The 20,100-nt window shown below is 64.3% G+C and carries 20 protein-coding genes, 1 tRNA gene and 1 riboswitch; of the genes, 12 read left to right on the top strand and 9 right to left on the bottom strand.

The genetic code is table 11. The features are described 5' to 3' along the window. Window positions 1-94: 94 nt before the first annotated feature. Entirely contained in the window at window positions 95-538 is a 444-nt protein-coding gene (locus U1700_RS06945) for a cytidine deaminase (protein ID WP_443025905.1), read from the top strand. Here U1700_RS06945 and U1700_RS06940 read toward each other — a convergent pair. The 5 genes from U1700_RS06940 to U1700_RS06920 are packed head-to-tail and all read right to left on the bottom strand — an operon-like array spanning window position 535 to window position 5,470. After that, complete coding sequence (locus tag U1700_RS06940; RefSeq protein ID WP_332751421.1) at window positions 535-1,674, bottom strand: acyl-CoA dehydrogenase family protein; 1,140 nt, start codon at window positions 1,672-1,674, stop codon at window positions 535-537. The two genes, U1700_RS06945 and U1700_RS06940, sit on opposite strands and share 4 nt — an antisense overlap. After that, window positions 1,674-2,609: an isopenicillin N synthase family dioxygenase gene (locus U1700_RS06935; RefSeq protein ID WP_332751419.1), complete on the bottom strand. Its 936-nt coding sequence runs from the start codon at window positions 2,607-2,609 to the stop codon at window positions 1,674-1,676. Before U1700_RS06935 ends, U1700_RS06940 begins: the two co-directional genes overlap by 1 nt. Window positions 2,610-2,619: 10 nt before the next feature. Continuing rightward, window positions 2,620-3,894 (bottom strand): NupC/NupG family nucleoside CNT transporter, encoded by a 1,275-nt coding sequence (locus U1700_RS06930; protein ID WP_332751417.1) that lies wholly within the window; start codon window positions 3,892-3,894, stop codon window positions 2,620-2,622. 11 nt (window positions 3,895-3,905) lie between these two features. Then, window positions 3,906-4,484 carry a TIGR00730 family Rossman fold protein gene (locus U1700_RS06925; protein WP_332751415.1) on the bottom strand — a complete coding sequence of 193 codons (579 nt, stop codon included), beginning with the start codon at window positions 4,482-4,484 and terminating at the stop codon, window positions 3,906-3,908. Beyond that, on the bottom strand, window positions 4,481-5,470 hold the full coding sequence (locus U1700_RS06920) for an adenosine kinase (protein ID WP_332751413.1): 990 nt from the start codon (window positions 5,468-5,470) through the stop codon (window positions 4,481-4,483). Before U1700_RS06920 ends, U1700_RS06925 begins: the two co-directional genes overlap by 4 nt. An 82-nt stretch (window positions 5,471-5,552) precedes the next feature. Between U1700_RS06920 and U1700_RS06915 the strand changes: the two genes are divergently transcribed. The 3 genes from U1700_RS06915 to U1700_RS06905 all read left to right on the top strand — a co-directional run bounded on the left by U1700_RS06915 (window position 5,553) and on the right by U1700_RS06905 (window position 9,951). Continuing rightward, window positions 5,553-6,203 (top strand): queuosine precursor transporter, encoded by a 651-nt coding sequence (locus U1700_RS06915; RefSeq protein WP_332751411.1) that lies wholly within the window; start codon window positions 5,553-5,555, stop codon window positions 6,201-6,203. A gap of 199 nt (window positions 6,204-6,402) precedes the next feature. Then, complete coding sequence (locus U1700_RS06910; protein WP_332751410.1) at window positions 6,403-9,087, top strand: TonB-dependent receptor; 2,685 nt, start codon at window positions 6,403-6,405, stop codon at window positions 9,085-9,087. Between the two features lie 123 nt (window positions 9,088-9,210). Further along, window positions 9,211-9,951, top strand: coding sequence for an SDR family oxidoreductase (locus U1700_RS06905; protein WP_332751409.1), 741 nt, complete (start codon window positions 9,211-9,213; stop codon window positions 9,949-9,951). Here U1700_RS06905 and metB read toward each other — a convergent pair. Both metB and metX read right to left on the bottom strand, forming a co-directional pair. Next, window positions 9,948-11,135, bottom strand: a complete 1,188-nt coding sequence (gene metB / locus U1700_RS06900) for a cystathionine gamma-synthase (protein ID WP_332751408.1) — start codon at window positions 11,133-11,135, stop codon at window positions 9,948-9,950. The two genes, U1700_RS06905 and metB, sit on opposite strands and share 4 nt — an antisense overlap. Beyond that, complete coding sequence (metX, locus tag U1700_RS06895; RefSeq protein ID WP_332751406.1) at window positions 11,132-12,115, bottom strand: homoserine O-succinyltransferase MetX; 984 nt, start codon at window positions 12,113-12,115, stop codon at window positions 11,132-11,134. The genes metB and metX overlap by 4 nt, the downstream gene beginning before the upstream one ends. An 85-nt stretch (window positions 12,116-12,200) precedes the next feature. After that, window positions 12,201-12,318, bottom strand: a riboswitch (SAM riboswitch). Between the two features lie 105 nt (window positions 12,319-12,423). On the opposite strand from metX, the gene U1700_RS06890 reads away from it, so the two are divergent. Then, entirely contained in the window at window positions 12,424-12,888 is a 465-nt protein-coding gene (locus tag U1700_RS06890) for a MarR family winged helix-turn-helix transcriptional regulator (protein ID WP_332751404.1), read from the top strand. On the opposite strand, the gene U1700_RS06885 is transcribed toward U1700_RS06890, so the two are convergent. Next, complete coding sequence (locus U1700_RS06885; protein WP_332751403.1) at window positions 12,885-14,105, bottom strand: CaiB/BaiF CoA transferase family protein; 1,221 nt, start codon at window positions 14,103-14,105, stop codon at window positions 12,885-12,887. The genes U1700_RS06890 and U1700_RS06885 overlap by 4 nt on opposite strands. A 104-nt stretch (window positions 14,106-14,209) precedes the next feature. On the opposite strand from U1700_RS06885, the gene U1700_RS06880 reads away from it, so the two are divergent. Beyond that, window positions 14,210-14,283: transfer RNA gene (locus U1700_RS06880), tRNA-Gly, on the top strand. A gap of 155 nt (window positions 14,284-14,438) precedes the next feature. Here U1700_RS06880 and U1700_RS06875 read toward each other — a convergent pair. Continuing rightward, entirely contained in the window at window positions 14,439-15,197 is a 759-nt protein-coding gene (locus U1700_RS06875) for a competence/damage-inducible protein A (RefSeq protein WP_332751401.1), read from the bottom strand. Between the two features lie 45 nt (window positions 15,198-15,242). Here U1700_RS06875 and map point away from each other — a divergent pair, with 45 nt between their 5' ends. The 6 genes from map (at window position 15,243) to glnA (ending at window position 20,009) form a co-directional block, all read left to right on the top strand. Then, window positions 15,243-16,070 (top strand): type I methionyl aminopeptidase, encoded by an 828-nt coding sequence (map, locus tag U1700_RS06870; protein ID WP_332751400.1) that lies wholly within the window; start codon window positions 15,243-15,245, stop codon window positions 16,068-16,070. A gap of 107 nt (window positions 16,071-16,177) precedes the next feature. Further along, window positions 16,178-16,516 (top strand): P-II family nitrogen regulator, encoded by a 339-nt coding sequence (locus tag U1700_RS06865; protein WP_332751398.1) that lies wholly within the window; start codon window positions 16,178-16,180, stop codon window positions 16,514-16,516. Between the two features lie 70 nt (window positions 16,517-16,586). Continuing rightward, window positions 16,587-17,594, top strand: coding sequence for an LLM class flavin-dependent oxidoreductase (locus U1700_RS06860; protein ID WP_332751396.1), 1,008 nt, complete (start codon window positions 16,587-16,589; stop codon window positions 17,592-17,594). Between the two features lie 41 nt (window positions 17,595-17,635). Then, on the top strand, window positions 17,636-17,872 hold the full coding sequence (locus U1700_RS06855) for a helix-turn-helix domain-containing protein (protein ID WP_332751393.1): 237 nt from the start codon (window positions 17,636-17,638) through the stop codon (window positions 17,870-17,872). A gap of 66 nt (window positions 17,873-17,938) precedes the next feature. Further along, window positions 17,939-18,451 carry a hemerythrin domain-containing protein gene (locus U1700_RS06850; RefSeq protein WP_332751391.1) on the top strand — a complete coding sequence of 171 codons (513 nt, stop codon included), beginning with the start codon at window positions 17,939-17,941 and terminating at the stop codon, window positions 18,449-18,451. A 148-nt stretch (window positions 18,452-18,599) separates the two neighbouring features. Next, window positions 18,600-20,009 (top strand): type I glutamate--ammonia ligase, encoded by a 1,410-nt coding sequence (gene glnA / locus U1700_RS06845; RefSeq protein WP_332751389.1) that lies wholly within the window; start codon window positions 18,600-18,602, stop codon window positions 20,007-20,009. Window positions 20,010-20,100: the final 91 nt, after the last annotated feature.

Here is a 20,100-nt window from a genome sequence, read left to right as displayed (position 1 = left end):
CGCAACTCGACAACATTGCTAGAAAACCTAGCAGTTTCAATCGCATAGCCGACTCCCTTTGGCACGCCTTGTCGCAGCGTCTAGGGACAGTTTTATGACCGATAAAGACCTCATTAAAATCGCCCGCGACGCGGCACTCAAAGCCTATGCGCCCTACTCCCATTTCTCGGTCGGCTGCGCGATCGAGGGAGTCGACGGGACGGTCGTCAGCGGGGCGAATATGGAGAATAGTTGCTACCGGCTGGGGGTCTGCGCCGAGCTTTCCGCGCTGACCGCAGCACAGGCGGCATTCGGGCTGGCCGGGGTCAGGCGGATCGCGGTCGCGGGGGGTGACGGGTCAGGCACAAGTTTGGTCGGATCTTCGCCGGTAACTCCGTGCGGCGGATGTCGCCAGGCGATCCTCGAGGCAGCGCAGCTGTCTGGCACCGATATCGAGATCTTATGCGCGTCGGGGGACGGCATGGCGGTCGAGCGGCACCGGATCAGCGCCCTGATCCCCCACGGCTTCGGACCCGCCAGCCTGAAGGATTCGGCCTAGTCGCCCTTTAGCAGCGCGTTGGCGATGATCAGTTGCTGGACCTGACTGGTGCCTTCGTAGATGCGGAACAGGCGGACGTCGCGGTAGAGGCGTTCGATCCCATAGTCCGAAATATAGCCAGCCCCGCCATACAGTTGCACCGCGCGATCGGCGACGCGCCCGACCATTTCGCTGGCGAAATATTTCGCCGCCGCCGCGTCCGCCGGGGTTTCGGCGCCTTCATCCTTGAGGGCCGCGACGCTGAGCACCAGCGCTTTCGCGGCCATCATCTCGGTCTGCGAATCGGCGAGCATCGCTTTGACTAGCTGGAAGTCGCCAATCGGCTGGCCGAACTGCTTGCGATCGCGGGCGTAGGCGGTGCAATCGCGGATCAGCCGGCCAGCGATGCCGACGCATAGCGCCGAGATGTGAAGTCGCCCGCGATCAAGCACGCGCATCGCGATCTTGAACCCCTCCCCTTCTGCGCCGAGGCGATTGGCTGCGGGGACGCGGACATTGTCGAAGTTGACGTCACAGACATTGGCCCCCTGCTGGCCCATCTTGCGTTCGGGCGATCCGATGGTGAGCCCGGGAAGGTCGGCGGGGACGAGGAAGGCCGAGACGCCGCGCGAGCCCGATTCGCCAGTGCGCGCCATGACGGTGAACAGCGACGCCTTGTCGGCATTGGTGATGTAACGCTTGGTCCCGCTGAGCAGATAGTCATCGCCGTCGCGAACCGCTTTCGTGCGGACCGACGCGCTGTCCGATCCGGCGTCTGCCTCGGTCAGGGCGAAGCTGGTGATGATCTCCCCGCTGGCAATGCGCGGAAGCCAGTGCGCTTTCTGTTCGGGGGTGCCGGCCATGACCAGCGCCTGGCTGCCGATGCCGACATTGGTGCCGAACACCGAGCGGAAGGCGGGCGTCGTGCGGCCAAGCTCAAGCACGACCCGCACTTCTTCGGACATGGTCAGGCCGAGGCCGCCAAATTCCTCGGGAATCGAGAGGCCGAACAAGCCCATCTCGCGCATTTCGGCGACGATATGGGTGGGGACACCATGCTGCTCCTCGACCTGGCCTTCGAGCGGGCGGAGGCGTTCGTCGACGAACCGGCGGATGGCGTCGGTCAGCTGGGCAAAGGTGTCGGGATCAAGTGCCATCAGCTCAACTTAATCTCACGAAGCCGCTCGGCAAGATAGTCGTGGGCAGTGATCGGCGGCCATTCGGGGGCCGCGCCGGGTGCGACGGTGCCGGGCAAGGCTTCGATCAGATAGTCGGGGCGGAAGTGGAGGAAGAAGGGCATTGAGTAGCGCGCATGGGCGGCGCGATCGGGCGCCGGATTGACGACGCGGTGCGGGGTCGAGCGGAGCCGACCGTTGGTCAGGCGCTGAAGCATGTCGCCGATGTTGACGACAAGCTCACCCGGCTTTGGGCTGACCGGGATCCAGCGACCGTCCTTCGTCTGAAGCTCAAGCCCGGCTTCCTCGGCCCCCAGCAGCAGGGTGATGGTGTTGATATCTTCATGCGCCCCGGCGCGGATGTGGCTGCCGGTGGGCTCGGCCTGCGGCGGGTAATGGAGCATGCGGAGGACCGAATTGCCGTCGCGGACGGTGCCGGTGAAAAAAGCCTCGTCGAGCCCGAGGAAGCGCGCGATGGCGGCGAGGATCCTGACCCCGGTGCGGTCGAACGTGTCGTACAATTCAAGGAACGTCTCGCGAAAGCCAGGGACTTCGGCCGGCCATACGTTGGCGGCCATCATTGCACGGAACGGATGGCGGTCATCGAGCTCGCGCCCGACGTGCCAGAACTCCTTGAGGTCGTGCGCGCTGGCGCCCTTGGCGGTCTCGATCCCAAACGGGGTGTAGCCGCGTGCGCCGCCTTGGCCGGCGATGGCATATTTGCGCTTGGTTTCATCCGGGAGGGCGAAAAAGGCTCGGGCCTTTTCTTCGGCGCGGTCGATCAGGGATTGCGGGATGCCGTGGTCGGCGATGATCGCAAAGCCGTAGTCGACGACGCTGTCGCCGAGCCGATCGGCAAAGGCGGCGGGGTCACGGTCGGCGTCGCGCAGGCTGACCGAGGCAATATTGTCGTTCATTCGCATAGCACTAGCTCGGCAACAGCAATCCCGCCAGCGCGGCGCTCATCAAATTAGCGAGGCTTCCCGCGAGCAGCGCGCGAAGCCCGAGGCGGGCGATCACCGGGCGCTGGTTGGGGGCGAGCCCGCCAGTCACCGCCATCTGGATCGCGATCGAGCTGAAATTGGCGAAGCCGCACAGCGCGAAGGTGACGATTGCCCGGCTTCGCGCCGACAGCGCGGCGGCGGCGCCCTGGGCGTTCCCGAGGTCGATGAAGGCAACGAACTCGTTGAGCACGATCTTGGTGCCAAACAGCCCGCCGGCGGTCCCGGCCTCGCTCCATGGCACGCCGATGAGGAACATCACCGGCTTGAAGATCAGGCCGACGAGCCCCTGGAAGCTCCAATTGTCTTGGCCGAACCAGTGACCGATCCCGCCGAGCAGGCCGTTGGCCAGCGCCACCAGCGCGACGAAGGCGAGGACCATCGCGCCAACCGCTACGGCAAGTTTTACGCCGGTCTGGGCACCCTGGGCGGCGGCCATGATGATGTTGGCGGGGCGTTCGCCTTCCTCGAAGGTTTCGGCAACTTCCACGCGATCAGGGGCGTCCCCGCCCTCGAGTGGGAGCTCGCCGTCCTTCGGTGCGCCATCCGGCATGATCATCTTGGCCATCAGGATGCCGCCGGGCGCGGACATGAAGGCGGCGGCGAGGAGGTAGGGGAGATATTGGCTGCCGAGCAGGCTGGCGTAGGCGGCGAGGATAGTGCCAGCGACCCCAGCCATGCCGACAACCATCACGGTGAACAACTGCGGCGGGGTCAGGGCGGCGAGATAGGGACGAATGACGAGCGGGGATTCGGACTGGCCGACGAAGATGTTGGCGGCGGCGCTCAAGGATTCGACGCGGCTGATCCCGGTGACCCAGCCGATCGCCCCGCCGACCCAGCGGACGACCCGCTGCATGATCCCGAGATAATAGAGGATCGAAACGAGCGCGGCGAAGAAGATGATCACCGGCAGCGCGGCGATGGCGAACGTGTTGGCGAGCGGGTTTTTGGCGCTCGGCCCGAACAGGAATTCAGTGCCCTTGCCGGCGTAACCGAGCAGGTCGGCGACGCCCGTCGACATGCCCTCGATCCCGGCGCGGCCCCAGTCGGTGTAGAGCACGATCACCGCGATCAGCGCCTGGAGCGCGAAAGCGGCCCCGACAACGCGCAGGCGGATCGCCTTGCGATCGGTCGAAAAGAGGAAGGCGATGGCGAGGATCGCGGCGATGCCGACGACCCCGAGAAACTGTTGATTCATGACGCCCCTTATTACCAGACCATCGCTTGTGACGCGTTTCGCGCGGCTTCGTCCAGTCGTTCAATCGCCTCCGCAGGCGATTGCGCCACCAGCAGTTGCGCGCGGCGATTGGGCGAGATGAAGCCTGCGCTGGAGACATGGTCGAGGAAGGTAGTCAGCCCCTGCCAGAAGCCACCGATATCGACCAGGCAGAAAGGCTTGGCGTGATAACCCAGCGCATTCCACGACCAGGCTTCGAACAATTCGTCGAGCGTGCCGATGCCACCGGGCAGGACGAGGAAGCCATCGGCAAGTTCGGTCATCTTGGCCTTGCGCTCGTGCATTCCGGCAACCGTGTGGAGCTCGGTCAGCCCGGTGTGGGCGACTTCGAGATCGACCAGGGCTTCGGGGATGACGCCATAGGTGCGCCCGCCGCCGGCAATGACCGCGTCGGCGACGATGCCCATCAAACCGAGCTTACCGCCGCCATAGACTAGGTCGATCCCGCGTATTGCCATGGCTTCGCCGGTGTCGCGGGCGGCGTCGGCGTAAAGCTGGTCACCGCCGGGGGCGGAGCCGCAATAGACGGCGAGCCGGGTGAGCGCAGTCACAGCGCGACCATTGCCTTGAGGTCACCCTCGGGCCGGGCGCCGAAATGCGAGATGACTTCGGCGGCGGCGATCGCGCCGGTCCACAGCTGTCGCTGGAGGTCGGTGCCCTTGCAACGTGCGGTGAGGAAGCCCGCGGCAAACAGGTCGCCAGCTCCGGTGGTATCGACCAGGGTGGTCAGCGGGGCAGCGGGAATGTCGATGCGGCGGCCGTCCTCGATTGCCATTGCTCCCGCCGGGCCGCGGGTGACGACGAGGGTCGGGACCTTCGCGGCGATGTCGGCCAGCGCGCCTTCGAGGTCGGTGCGGCCGGCCAGCTGGAACAGTTCGTCTTCGTTGGCGAAGAGAAGGTCGATCCCGCCGGCGTCGATCATGCGGGCGAAGCTTTCCTTGCGGCCCGCGATCGAAACGCTTTCAGACAAAGTGAGGGCAACCTTGCGGCCGGCGTCATGGGCGATGGCGACGGCGCGTTCCATCGCTGCGCGGGGACCGTCGGGGCCCCATAGATAGCCTTCAAGATAGACGATCGCAGCCGAGCGGACGAGATCCTCGTCGAGCCGGGCGGTGGTCAATTCGTGGCTTGCCCCGGGGCAGGTGTTCATCGTGCGCTGGGCATCGGGGGTGACGAGGATGAGACAGCGCCCGGTGGGGAGCGGGCTGTCCTGAAGTGGCGGCGTGTCGAAGCGGACGCCCAAGGCGCGCATGTCGTGGGCGAAGATCTTGCCGAGCTGATCATCGGCTGTCTGGCCGATGAAGGCCGCGCCGCCGCCCATCGCGGCAACCCCGGCCATGGTGTTTGCGGCCGAGCCACCCGAGGTTTCGCGCGCGCTGCCCATCGCGTTGTAGAGCGTGTCGGCGGCGGCGGGGGTGAGCAATTGCATCGAGCCCTTGGGCAGGCGATGCGCGTCGAGGAACGCCTCGTCGCAGGTCGCGATGACGTCGACGATCGCGTCGCCGATCGCGACAATATCGATGGTTGCTGATGACACGAGCCGGGCCCTAGCCCCCGCGTTGCAACACCGTCAATCGCGCTGGACTTGCCGTGCGCTTCAAAGGCGTTAGGCACCGCGCATGACCCAGCCACCTCCGCCGCGCGCCATCTCTCCTTCGCTGTTCGCCCTGTCCATTTTCTATGGTGGAATGGTGTGCATTGCCGGGGTGCTGGGCAACAAGCAGGTCGCGTTGGGGCCGCTGGCGGTCGAGGCGGGGATCTTCGCCTTCCTGTTGCTCGTCGCGACGTCGAGCGCGGTGGCCGAGCTTCACGGGCGCGAGACGGCAAACAAGCTCGTCCTGTTCGGCTTTGTGCCGCTGATCATGTCGGTGTTGCTGAGCCTAGTCGTGCTGGCGCTGCCCGCGGCGACGGCGATGCAGCCCGAGCGGCTGGCGGCGTTCGACATGATCATGGGATCGACCCCGCGGATCTGGCTTGGCGGGATCACCGCTTATGGCTGTTCGACCCTGCTCAACGTCGCCATCTTCAGCCGGCTAAGCACGGGCGCAGGCAAGCTGCTCTATGTCCGATCCGCGATTGCGAGCATGGCGAGCCAAGTGATCGACACGCTGATCTTCATCACCATTTCCTTTTACGGCGTGTTCCCGATCGGCGAGCTGTTGCTGGGCCAGATGTTGGCCAAAGTGCTATTGTCGGCAATCTTCGTGCCGCTGGTGATTCTGTTGCTCGTTCGCATCGGTCGCCAACTGGATTCGACTGAAGCCGCCTGATTACTTGTTGCAACCGATACGATCTGCTCAACGCTCGAGGCGAGTCGCGGGGGCAGCGGCCGGTCAAACTGTGACATGATCACAACGGTTAAGGTCAATCGAGCGCGCTCCTTCGCGGAGTCTCTTGCCTGACTTATTCCGCCGGTAGCAGCCCCTGTGACTGAGTTTTCGGGTTTCACCAGCGCATCAAGGATCCATCGTGAAGAAATTGCTTTTGCTGTCGTCGGCAGCTTGTCTTGTCGTGCCTGCCGCCGCCATGGCGCAATCGACGGGTTCGATCGACTTTGAGAAAGAGACGATCGTCGTCACCGGCACGCGCGCGAACAATGGCGTAGGCGGCATCGTCTCGCCCGATTCGACCAAGGCCAAGGGCGTCATCACGCAAGAGCTGATTGGGCGCCAGTCGCCGGGCCAGACCGTGCTCAACACGATCAACCTGATCCCCAGCGTCAACTTCACCAACTCCGATCCGTTCGGCAGCGCGGGCGGCAACCTTCGTATCCGTGGCTTCGACGGCAATCGCATCAGCCTGACCTTCGACGGGATCCCGCTCAACGACAGCGGCAATTATGCGATTTTCGCCAATCAGCAGATCGACCCCGAGCTGATCGAACAGGTCAACGTGAATTTGGGAGTGACCGATGTCGATTCGCCGACAGCTTCAGCGGCTGGCGGGACGGTCAATTATCGTACGCTGACGCCGCGCGACAAGGCTGGCGTGCGCTTCTCGATGTCGCTTGGCGACTTCGACTACCATCGCGGCTTTGCGATGGTCGAGACGGGCAAGTTCACCTCGTTCGGGACCAAGGCGTGGCTGTCGGGCAGCTTTGCGCAGAACGACAAGTTCAAGGGCCCGGGGCTCAACCAGAAGACCCAGTTCAACGGCAAGATCTACCAGCCACTGGCGCACAGCGGCGATTTTATCGCGATCGCGGGTCACTACAACAAGAACCGTAACAACTTCTATCGCAACCCGGGGATCACCGACCTTCGCGGCATCTTCGGGACGACGGCGGTTCCGCTGACTGCCAGCCCGGCAGCCCCGATTGCGGTCGGTGATTATTCGGAAACACAGCAGGACGCACTGTTCGCATTCGAGAATCTAGGCAATTGCAACCGCACCGTGAAGGGTCCGGGGCGCCAGGACGACAATGGCGGCACTGGACCGAATGGCGGAGTCGTCGCGGGAAGCACGACCATCATCTTTGCACCCGCGATCAACGGTTCGACCGCCAACAACCCGCTGAACTCGTCGAGCTGCTCCAATTTCTACGGGGTGCGGATTAATCCGTCGAACACCGGCAATATTCGCGGCTCGTCGCGCTTCACGCTCGGCCAAGGCCTGATCCTGACGGTCGATCCGAGCTATCAATATGTGCTGGCCAACGGCGGGGGTTCGACCGCGTTCAACGAGAAGGACTTCCAGCTTCGCGGCTCGTCGACGACTGTTGCGGGTGTCGATCTCAACAAGGATGGAGACCTGCTTGACCGCATCCGCCTCTACACGCCCAACACGACCAACACGAACCGCCTCGGCCTGACCAGCTCGCTGATCTATGACATCAGCCGCGATCATCGCGTTCGCGTGGCCTATACCTATGACCGCGCTCATCACCGCCAGACGGGCGAATATGGCTACCTGGACCTGGAGGGCAACCCGCTCAGCCCGTTCGGCGGGCGCAACAGCACCCCGGTACTCGACGCCGCGGGCAATGTGCTGCAGCAGCGCGACCGCACCTCGATCGCGCTCCTCAACCAGGTGTCGGGCCAGTATATCGGCAACTTCTTCGACCGGAAGCTGCGCATCGAAGCCGGTGTTCGTCGCCCCTTCTTCGTTCGCGAGCTCGACCAGCATTGCTACACCTTCGCCAGCGGGTCGGGCTTCGCCTATTGCACCAGCCAGCCGCTGGGCACGGCGGTGATTCCTGTGGCGGCGAACGGCAATTATGTCGTTCCCGCCGACTATGCCCCGGCAGCGGGCGCGAGCGTCCCCTCGAACGCGGTCTATGCCCCGTTCAAGGCCAAGTATAAGTTTGGCAAGCTGCTTCCGAACATCGGCGCGACCTATCACGTCACCGATGCCGTGAGCATTTCGGGCAATTACGCCAAGGGCTTCTCGTCGCCGCGCACCGACAACCTCTATCGCCGCCCGGTGGTCGTGGTCACGCCCGAGGAAACGAACGCGTTCGACGTCACCGCGCGCTACACCACGCGCAACATCCAGGCACAGGTCACGGCGTGGAAGATCGATTACAAGAACCGGATCGTATCGTCCTACGACCCCGACCTCGGCATCTCGCTCGATCGCAACGTCGGCCGGGTCAAGAGCAAGGGGATCGACGCCAGCATCGCGTTCAAGCCGGTCAACCATCTCTCGCTGCTCGCGATTGCCAGCTACACCAATGCCAAGCTGCAGGACAATGTCCTGCTCGGCACGGCCAAATATGCAGTGGTGCAGCCGGCCCTTACGGTCGGAACCATTTATTGCGTTGCGGCCCCGACGGCGACCAACACCATCGTCAACACCTGCGCCCCGACTGCGGGCAAGATGGTTACCGAGACACCGAAATGGCAATATGGCGGGCGCGTCGGCTTCGATATGGGTCCGGTCTCGCTCGGGCTTCAGGGCAAGCATGTGTCCAAGCGGTTTGCGACCGATACCAATGACGTGGTCAGCAAGGGCTATACCAACATCGACTTCGATGCGCGCCTGGCGCTGAACGGTTTCGGGCTTCGCCAGTCCTATGCCCAGCTCAACGTGATCAACGTCACCAACCGCTTCTATCTCGGCAATATCAGCACGCAGATCAACGCCGCGGGCAATCCGAACTTCTCGATCGGGTCACCGCGCACGTTCATCGGGACGCTCAACATCGGCTTCTAAAACCGGCCAGAAGATTGACCGGCGGCGTCGCATTCCCGACTGGAGTGCGGCGCCGTTGTCGTTAGTCGGGACACCGACGGGGGCTTCGACGGTTTAGCGCCTCAACCAACGAGGACCCACCCCATGAAGATGACCGGCAATACGATCCTGATGACTGGCGGCGGCAGCGGGATCGGCCGCGCGCTGGCGCATCGCTTTTGCGACCTTGGCAATGACGTGATCATCACCGGACGGCGGCGGCCGGCGCTCGACGAGGCGATTGCCGGGCGGCCGCGGATGAGTGCGCATCTCCTCGATGTCGAGGACCCCGAGGCGATCCTCGACTTCACCCGCCACCTCGCCGCGACCGGGTCGAAGATCAATGTGCTGATCAACAATGCCGGGATCATGCCGCTCGAGGATGCCTTGGCGCCGCGCGACCTTGCCGACGCCAAGGCGGTGATCGAGACAAACCTGCTCGGGCCGATCCGGATGATCGACAAATTGCTGCCGCAGTTGCTGGGCCAGCCCGATCCGGTGATCGTTAACGTGACCTCGGGCCTGGCCTTTCAGCCGACAGCCCGAGCGCCGACCTATTCGGCAACCAAGGCCGCGATGCACAGTTACACCGTGTCGCTGCGGTTCGCGCTGAAGGGCAAGATCGAGGTGATCGAGCTGGCGCCGCCGGGGGTGCAAACCGACCTTACCCCGGGGCAGGCCACTCGCGAGGGCTATCAGCCGCTCGACGAATTTGCCGACGAGGTGATGCGGCTGTTCGCGATCCTACCAACCCCGCCCGAGATATTGGTCGAGCGGGTCAAGCCGCTGCGCTTTGCCGAGCGCGACGGGACGGTCGACCAGGTGCTGGCGATGCTGAACTCCTAGGCGGCCTTCTGCTCCGCGCTGGCCGCCAACGCCCGATCCAGCCCAGCGGCGAGATCGGCCGCGAGATCGTCGATATGTTCGATTCCGACCGACACGCGGATCAGCCCCGGGCCGATGCCGGCGGTCGCGCGGGCCTCGTCGGTCATGGCAGCATGGGTCATCGTCGCCGGGTGGGCGATCAGGCTTTCGACCCCGCCAAGCGATTCGGCGAGGCTGAACAAGTGAAGCCCGTCGAGCAGGCGGCGGACCGCGCCCTCGCCGCCGGCGAGTTCGAACGACAGCATCGCGCCGAAGCCGTCCTGCTGGCGAGCCGCGACGGCATGGCCGGGGTGGCTTGCGAGGCCGGGGTAATGGACCTTCGCGACGGCCGGATGGGCTTCGAGCTGGGCGACGATTGCGGCGGTGTTCTCCTGGTGCTGGCGGATGCGGACATCGAGCGTGCGAAGCCCGCGCATGGTCAGGAAGCTGTCGAACGGTGCCCCCGTCAGGCCAAGCGCGTTGCCCCACCACGCGAGCTGGTCATGGACCGCCTGGTCCTTCGCAATCACCGCGCCGCCGACGACATCACTGTGCCCGTTGATATATTTGGTGGTCGAGTGGACGACGATGTCGGCGCCGAGTTCGAGCGGGCGCTGGAGCACGGGCGACAGGAAGGTGTTGTCGACCGCGACCAGCGCGCCCGCTGCCTGTGCGGCACGGGACACTGCAGCGATGTCGGTGATGCGCATCAGCGGGTTGGACGGGGTTTCAATCCACACCAGGGTCGGTTTCCACTCGAGCGCCGTGTCGATGGCAGCGGGGTCGCTGAAGTCGGTATTGCGTAGCTCGAACGCGCCCTTGGCGGCGAGCGCCCCGAACAGGCGCCAGCTGCCGCCATAGCAGTCGTGCGGGGCGAGCAGGCGGTCGCCAGGGCGAAGCATGGCGTTGAGGACGAGCGCGATCGCCGACATGCCGGTCGAGGTGATCACCCCCCCTGCCCCGCCCTCGAGCGCGGCGAGCGCTTCGGACAGTTGGTCGCGGGTCGGGTTGCCCGATCGGCTATAGTCGTATTTCCGCTTGTCGTTGAAACCGGCGAAGGTGAAGTTGGTCGACAGCACGATCGGCGGGGTGACCGCGCCGAAGCTGGTGTCGGTATCGATACCGGCGCGGACGGCGCGGGTGCTCGGCTTCAGTTCATCACTCATCGGGCAGGCTCCAGGGAGGCGAGGAATTCGGAAATGATGGTTGCAACCTGGGCTTCCTCCTTGAGGAAACCGTCATGGCCGTAAAGGCTGGGCATCAGCACGAAACGGGCGTTTGGCACAGCCCTGGCGAGCGCGCTTATGTCTTCGATCGGAACGAGCCAGTCGCTCTCGACCGCGACGAAGGTTGCGGGCAGGCGGAGTGCAGCGGGGTCGACGCGGTGAAGGTCGATCGATTCGGACAGGCGGCGATAGGCCGCGCCGCCGGTGCGTTGGGCATAGCGCAGTCCCTGCGCGTCGAGATAATCCTCGGCCGAGACGCGCACGACATCGCCGGTAACGGTCGGCGCGGCGTCAAAGCGGACCCGATATTCGTCGGCGGTGCGATAGGTCAGCATGGCGAGCGCACGGGCCAGGGCAACGCCGGCGGCAGGGTCGCCCCCGGCTTCGGCGATGGCAATCGCCTTGCGCTGGAGCGAGCGGCATGCGCTGGAAAAGGGATGTGCGCTGGCCCCGGCGCTGATCGAGAGGAGGGCGGCGCAGCGGTCTGGAAAATGCGCGGCGAGCTGCTGCCCGACCATCGCTCCGTACGAAGCGCCGATGAAGGCGGCGCGCTTGATGCCTAGCTCGTCGAGCAGGCGGGCGAGCATCGTTGCCTGGTCGAGGGGGTCGATCGGGCAGTCGAGCGAACCGTCGGCGCCGATCCAGTCGATCGCGAGGACCCGGGCATTGGCCAGCGCAAGTTGCTGCCCTTCCCACCAGCCAGGGCTGTCATCGGCGAAGTTGGAGACGACGTGGCGGCCGGCCGAAATGCCCCCGCCGACGATGACTACCGGAGCATCGACCGGGCCGCTCGCTTCAAACCGACATTCAACTTCGATGTCGGCGCCATGAACCAAAGTTAGCGGCATCGAAAAGGCACCGCGCTCACCGCACCGCACGGCGTCGCTTCGGTCAGACTTGAGTGTTGCCAGCTTCACCATCTCGTCCGCATTCGCCCTTCGTTGCATCGAGGGACTTGCGGGGCACGGACGGACGGGATGCGCAGTCACGCACGGTGACTGCTCACGACCATCTGCCGGTGGACTCAAACGGTCCCCGCAGGACTTGGCACCGTGCATGGAGTTGCCCCCATGTGGTTGCCCCGGCTTCTTCGGGCCTGTCCCTCAGCCGGTCTCGATGGAAGACGCGACTTGCCTTGGATGGGATCCCAAGTCAATCCCGAGGGGCTATAGAGGATGCCACTGGACAGCGCCGCCGAGACTGCCATGATCGATGGCTGGAGATAATGATGACCAAGATGAGTCCGCATAACGCGCTGATCCTCGACAAGTTTTTGCCCTATCGCCTGTCGGTTGCGTCGAACGCCGTGTCATCGCGAATCTCGTCAAGCTATCGCAAGCGGTTCGGGCTGCGCATCCCCGAGTGGCGATTGATCACCATCCTGGCCGAAACCGACCGCGCGACTCCGGCAAGCCTTGGCGATGCAACGCGGATGGACAAGATCGCGATCAGCCGCGCCGCCGCCACGCTGATCGAGCGCGGGCTGGTCACCGCGGCGGATAATCCTGCCGACGGGCGATCGCATTTCCTGTCGCTGACCGAAGACGGGCGCGCTCTGTATGCGGATATTGCCCCGATGGCGCTGGCGACCGAAGCGCAACTGTTCACCGGACTGAGCAAGCAGGAATGTGCAACGCTGGAAGCGCTGCTGCGGCGGATCGAGGCGGCGGCGCTTAGTGGCGATAGCGATTAGGCGCTGACGACGCCCGCGGTGAGCAGGCTAGCTATGCGGTCGCGATCATAACCCAGTTCGGCTAGGATCGCCTCGCTGTCCGCACCGAGCAAAGGAGGCGCGAGCAGTTCGACGACAGGTGTGCGGCCAAGCCTGAGCGGCGAGGCAACGAGGCCGACCTCACCCGCCGTTGGATGGGGCACGCGGCGGACGATGTCGCGAGCGGTCGTTTCTGGGGCTGCCAGCGCGGCGCCGACGCCGCGCACTTCGCCTGCTGGGACGCCGACGCTACGCAGGCCGGTGAGCCATGTCGCGGTCGTGCGGGCGCCGATCAGCGGCTTGAGGATGGCGAGCAACGCGTCGCGGTTGGTCACGCGCCCGCTGTTGCGAGCAAAGCGGTCGTCCGCGGCAAGGTCGGATCGGTCGAGTAGCCGGCACAATGCCGCGAACTGGCCGTCGTTGCCGACAGCGATGACAACCTTGCCGTCGCTGGTCGCAAAACTTTCGTAAGGAACGATAGTCGGGTGGCCGTTACCGAAGCGCGCAGGCTCGCGGCCGGTCATCAGCGCGGCGCTAGCGACATTGGCCATCATCGCCAGCTGGCAATCATAAAGCGCCATGTCGATGTGCTGGCCGATCCCGTCCCGGTCGAGCGCGATGATGGCGGCGAGGATCGCTTGCGCGGCGGCCATGCCGGTGAACAGGTCGGCGACGGCGACTCCGACCTTTACCGGTTCGCCGTCGGCTTGTCCGGTCACCGCCATCAGCCCCGCTTCGGCCTGGATGACATAGTCGTAGCCGGCACGATCGGCGATCGGCGAGACGCGGCCATATCCCGATACCGAGCAATAGATGAGGCGGGGAAAGAGCGCGGCAAGCGAGGCGTAGTCGAGGCCATATTTGTCGAGCCCGCCAAGCTTGTAATTTTCGACCAGCACATCGGCGCGGGCGGCAAGGTCACGGACGATTGCCTGGCCGTCGGCCGTGGCAAGGTCAATCGCGATGCTCCGCTTGTTGCGGTTGGCGCAGAGGTAATAGGCGGATTCGCCCCCGGCATAGGGCGGGCCCCAGTGGCGCGTGTCGTCCCCGCCGCGGGGATGCTCGACCTTGATGACCTCGGCGCCAAGATCGGCGAGGACCATGGTCGACCATGGTCCGGCGAGGACCCGCGAGAGGTCTAGGACTCGGCGACCGGCAAGAGGTGGAAGGGCTTTGGCTGGCGTCGCGGGGTCGGTCATCATGCCGCCTTAACAAGGCGTCGTGAGATGCGCGAGCCACTGAGACGTTGACGCTCCCCCTTGGCCTATGCCACTTGGCGCCAGCGCAGGGCCGCCACGGCAATGCGGGCGTAGCTCAATGGCAGAGCAGAAGCTTCCCAAGCTTACGACGAGGGTTCGATTCCCTTCGCCCGCTCCATCGTTCCGATGGAGCATTGAGCGCAAAGTCGCGAAAGTAACCTGTCAAAAATTCAGCGGCCTGAACTCTCGTATTTTTTGCTGGCTTCGCCGCGAGCGGCGCAGCGTGGTTCGATTCCCTTCGCCCGCTCCATCGTTCCGATGGATCGTCGATAGCTAAATCCCGCCCGCCGTAATAGCGTATCCCCTTTCTTCCAGCGCGGCGGTCAGTTGATTCGAGCAGGCTTCGGCCTGTCCGATATCTTCAGACCGAACGACGAAGTTCGCGCCGACCCGGCCTTCCTTGAAGAACGGATAGCTGCCGATCGATACGCCGACGTGGGCTTTTTCGGTCGCACCGAGGAGGTCGGCGACTTCGCTTTCTGGAACAAACCCGCCAATTGTGACCGACACCAGCGGTCGCCCGCCCTCGAGCGTGCCGGTCAGCGCGTCGAGCATGCCAGCGGTGATGTGCGGCACCCCGGCGAGAATGAAAAGGTTGCCGCGGCGGATGCCAGGCGCGCCCGACATCTTGTTGACGATCAGGTCCGAACCCTCGGGCACCCGCGCCATCCTGAGCCGCGCCTCGGTCAGCCCGCCACGTGTTTCGTAATAGCGTTCAAGCGTGGCGCGGGCATCGGGGTGGATCACAACCCCCACACCGAGCGCTGCCGCGATCGAGTCGACCGTAATGTCGTCATGGGTCGGGCCGATCCCGCCAGTGGTGAAGACATAGTCATAGTCCGCGATCATCGCGATGACCGCATCGCCGATCGAGCCGGGAACGTCGGCGACGACCCGCACTTCGCGCAGGCGGATACCCTGGACATTGAGCCAGCTCGCCAGCTGGGCGATATTCTTGTCCTGGGTCCGGCCCGAAAGTATCTCGTCCCCGATCACGACCAGCGCCGCCGTCCAGATCTTGCCTTCGCTCATATACTCAACCTCGACTTCGCCGCGCCCGGCCCTTATCTAGGCGTCATGACCGAATATGTCAGCGTTGCCGCCGACGATCGCGCCGAAAGCCGATCGGGCGTGATCAAGCTTCACGGGGCCGAGGGGTTCGCGGGGATGCGTGCGGCCGGCCATCTCGCCGCGACCATCCTCGACGCGCTGGTGCCGCACGTCGTTCCCGGGGTGACCACCGGCGAGCTCGACGACATCGTCTATCGTATGACGGTCGAGGGCGGCGGGGTGCCAGCGACACTTGGCTACCGCGGGTTCACGCGCAGCTGCTGCACCTCGATCAACCATGTCGTGTGCCACGGCATTCCGGGGGACAAGGCGCTGAAGGCGGGCGATATCGTCAATATCGACGTCACGCCCCAGCTCGACGGCTGGCACGGCGATACCAGCCGGATGTTCCTGGTCGGCGATGTGCCGCTGAAGGCCAAGAAGCTGGTCGACGTGACCTATGAGTGCCTGATCCTCGGGCTGGAGCAGGCGCGGCCGGGGAATCATTTGGGCGACATTGCCAATGCGATCCAGCAACATGCCGAAAAGCATCGCTATGGCATCGTCCGTGATTTTTGCGGGCATGGCGTCGGGCGGCTGTTCCATGACAGCCCCGAAGTGGTCCACGCCGGCCGTGCAGGCACCGGCCCCGAGCTTCGCCCGGGGATGATCTTCACGGTCGAACCGATGATCAACCTTGGCCGCGCCGACTGCAAATTGCTCGATGACGGATGGACCGCGGTGACTCGCGATCGGTCGCTGTCGGCGCAGTTCGAACATTCGATCGGGATCACCGAAGACGGCTGCGAAATCTTCACCGCCAGCCCGATGGGGCTCGATCGGCCGCCTTACTGATTGATTATCCCCGTTTTTCCGTTTTTTGTGCAGTGCACACAAAGTCTTTGCGGTTGCGGGATGGGAGGTTACAACAAACAGGCTGACGACCAGAGCGGGGGCTACGCGTGAAGAAAATCGAAGCGATCATCAAGCCGTTCAAACTCGACGATGTGAAGGACGCGCTTCACGAAGTCGGCGTCAGCGGGATTACCGTCTCCGAAGTAAAGGGTTTCGGCCGCCAAAAGGGTCATACCGAACTTTACCGGGGCGCCGAATATGTCGTCGACTTCCTGCCCAAGGTGAAGGTCGAGGTCGTTGTTGAAGACGGGCTCGTCGACCGGGTCATTGAGGCGATCGAGAATAGCGCCCGCACCGGGCGGATCGGCGACGGCAAGATCTTCGTGCTCGACGTGGGCCAGGCGATCAGGATCCGCACCGGCGACCGCGGCGCCGACGCCATCTAGCCAAAGCGTCATTCCCGATGGAGTGACGCCCGGACCTGCAAAAGCGGCGATTGCTCCCCATATGCGGGGAATGATCCCTTTGTCAGTTCTCGATCTTTCGCCCGTTCCCGAAGGCAGCAATGCCGGCGACTCGCTGCGCGCGTCGGCGGCGCTTGCCGCCCATGCCGAGGCGCTGGGTTATCATCGCTTCTGGATGGCCGAGCATCATTCGATGCCGGGCATTGCCAGTGCCGCGACCGCGGTCGCGCTGGCCCATGTCGCGCATTCTACCTCGACCATCCGGCTTGGCGCGGGGGGGATCATGCTGCCCAACCATAGCCCGCTGCAGGTCGCCGAGCAATTCGGGACGCTGGCCGCGCTCCACCCGGGGCGAATCGACCTTGGGCTCGGCCGCGCGCCGGGCACCGACCAAGCCGCAGCCTTTGCGATGCGCCGCAGCATGTCGGGCGATGCCAATGATTTTCCGCGCGATGTGGTCGAGCTGCTGCGCTATTTCGCGCCTCCCAGCGATCCCCCTGCCCGCGTCCGCGCCATCCCCGGCGAAGGGCTGGAAGTGCCGCTTTGGATATTGGGGTCGAGCACCTATGGCGCGAGCCTCGCGGCGCAGCTTGGCCTGCCCTACGCCTTTGCCTCGCACTTCGCGCCTGACATGCTGGACGAGGCGCTGCACGTCTATCGCCGCGATTTCCGCGCCTCCCAGTGGCTCGACAAGCCGCATGTGATGCTCGGGCTCAACGTCTTTGCCGCCGACACGGACGAGGAAGGCGCGCTGCTCGCGACCTCGCTCGACCAGGCGTTCGTGGCGCTGGCGACGGGGAACCCAGGCAAGCTCAAGGCGCCGCTGGCCAATTATCGAGAAACGATCCCCGAGCGCTTCCGCGCCTCGCTCGACGACCGGCTGACCTGTGCCGCGATCGGTTCGCCCGCCACCGTCCGCGCCAGGGTCGAGGCCTTTGTCGAACGCACCCAAGCCGACGAGCTGATGATCACTGCACAGATTTTTGACCCCGTCGCGCGGCAGCATAGTTACACCCTGCTTGCCCAATGCTGGGATGCTCCGCTGTCCACCAAGGGTTGATATTTCGCTCCATATGCCTCTAGCCGGGCAACGCCGCCGCCATGGCGCGTTTGGGGACACCCTTGCTGACCGAAGAAAACCCACTGGCCTCGATGCCGCCTGACGAGCTCAAAAGCGCGATGACCAAAATGGGTTTTAAGACCCAGGCCGAGCTTGCCGCCGCGATCGGGGTAAGCCGCTCGGCGGTCAGCCTGTGGCTCGAGGGCAAGGTCGGCGTGCCACGGCCGGTGGCAATGCTGCTGCGAATGCTCGTCGCGGCGCAACGCCGGGCTTTTTGAGCTTACACCGCCGGAACGATCGCACCAGCACCTAGTTGAATTGGTAAACCAACAAGGAGCAAATGCGTGGACATCACTCGCCTCATTCTTGACGACCATGCCGAAATCCGACGCCTGTTCGCGCTGATCGACGAGATCGACGGCAAGGAGACCGAAACGCTGTCTGCGCTGTGGCAGCGACTGCGCGCGCTGCTTGATGCCCATGCCGAGGCCGAGGAACAGTTCTTCTACCCCACCCTGCTCAAGATCGGGAGCGGCGCGGCCGACGCGGACGACGCGAAGGACGAAACCAAGGATGCGATCAAGGATCATAACGAGATCCGCGACGCCGGCGCCGAGGTCGACAAGCACAGCCCGGGCAGCACGGCGTGGTTCGAGGCTGTCGCAAAGGTCAACGAGCATAATGGCGACCATTTGGCCGAGGAAGAACGACAGGGGCTGGCCGACTTCCGCCGCCACGCCGACCTGGAACTGAGCCACACGCTGGCGCTGCAGTTCGCGCGGTTCGAAGCCGAGCATCTGACCGGGGTGGCGCCGGTCAACAAGGACCCCGACGGATACGTCAGGAAACATGATTGATGGAGGTCGCAGGGGCCTTTCCCCGGCGGCCAAATCGTGGTGAAATGTTCACCTCTGCCGCGACTCCACTGGATTCCGCACTGCAGCAATGGGCAGGGCAAGGCGTGGCCGCGCGGGGCGGCGAATCAGGATGATAAAGGGCGCACCCATGTCGGCATCGAGCAAGATACTGAAGCTGATCGAAGAGAATGAAATCGAGTGGGTCGATCTCCGCTTTACCGATCCCAAGGGCAAGTGGCAGCATCTGTCGATGGTCGCGGGCGCGATCGACGAAGACATGCTCAATGACGGCTTCATGTTCGACGGGTCGTCCATCCACGGCTGGAAGGCGATCAACGAGAGCGACATGATCCTCATGCCCGATCTCGAGGCGACCTATATCGATCCGTTCAGCGCGACGCCGATGCTGATCCTTATCTGCAACATCGTCGAGCCAGGCACTGGCGAGCTGTACAGCCGCGATCCGCGGTCGACCGCGACTCGCGCCGAGGCCTATCTGAAGCAAACCGGGATCGGTGACACGGTATTCGTCGGCCCCGAGGCTGAATTCTTCATGTTCGACGATGTGAAGTTCGAGAACACCTACAGCTCGTCGGGCTATCGGCTCGACGATATCGAGCTGCCGACCAACACCAACCGCGATTATGAAGAAGGCAATATGGGCCACCGCCCGCGCGCCAAGGGCGGCTATTTCCCCGTGGCGCCGGTCGACAGCGCGGTCGACATCCGCGCCGAGATGGTTTCGACCATGCTCGAGATGGGGCTTCCGTGCGACAAGCATCACCACGAAGTTGCCGCGGCACAGCATGAGCTTGGCCTGACCTATGGCAAGCTGGTCGAAACCGCTGACCGCATGCAGGTCTACAAATACGTCGTCCACATGGTGGCGCACGCTTATGGCAAGACCGCGACGTTCATGCCCAAGCCGATCGCGCAGGATAATGGCAGCGGCATGCACACCCACATGTCGATCTGGAAGGACGGCAAGCCGCTGTTCGCCGGCAATGGCTATGCCGGCCTCAGCGAAATGGCGCTCTACTTCATCGGCGGCGTCATCAAACACGCCCGCGCGCTCAACGCCTTCACCAACCCGACGACCAACAGCTACAAGCGGCTGGTCCCTGGGTTCGAGGCGCCGGTGCTACTGGCCTATTCGAGCCGCAACCGCTCGGCTTCATGCCGCATCCCCTATGGTGCGGGCGAAAAGGCCAAGCGCGTCGAGTTCCGCTTCCCCGACGCGATGGCCAACCCCTATCTTGCCTATGCGGCGATCATGATGGCCGGGCTCGACGGCATCCAGAACCGGATCCACCCGGGCGAGCCGATGGACAAAAATCTGTATGATTTGCCCCCGGCCGAGCTGGTGGCGGTGCCGACGGTGTGCGGTTCGCTTCGCGAAGCGCTGACCAGCCTAGTCGCCGACCGCGAGTTCCTGCTGAAGGGCGACGTCTTCACCGAAGACCAGATCGATGCCTATATTGAGCTGAAGTGGGAAGAAGTGATGCGCTGGGAAACGACCCCGTCGCCGGTCGAATTCGACATGTATTACAGCTGGTAGGCAGGACCGGCGGGCCCCGGCGCAATTGCGCCGGGGCCGCTTGTGTCGGGTCCGTTACTTTTTCGTAACCCTCGCACCCTACACTTGGCCT

The organism is Sphingomonas sp. RB1R13 (assembly GCF_036663775.1).
Lineage (GTDB): Bacteria > Pseudomonadota > Alphaproteobacteria > Sphingomonadales > Sphingomonadaceae > Sphingomicrobium.
The sequence above is the reverse complement of the archived record's forward strand: the minus strand, read 5'-3'. Positions and strand labels throughout refer to the sequence as shown.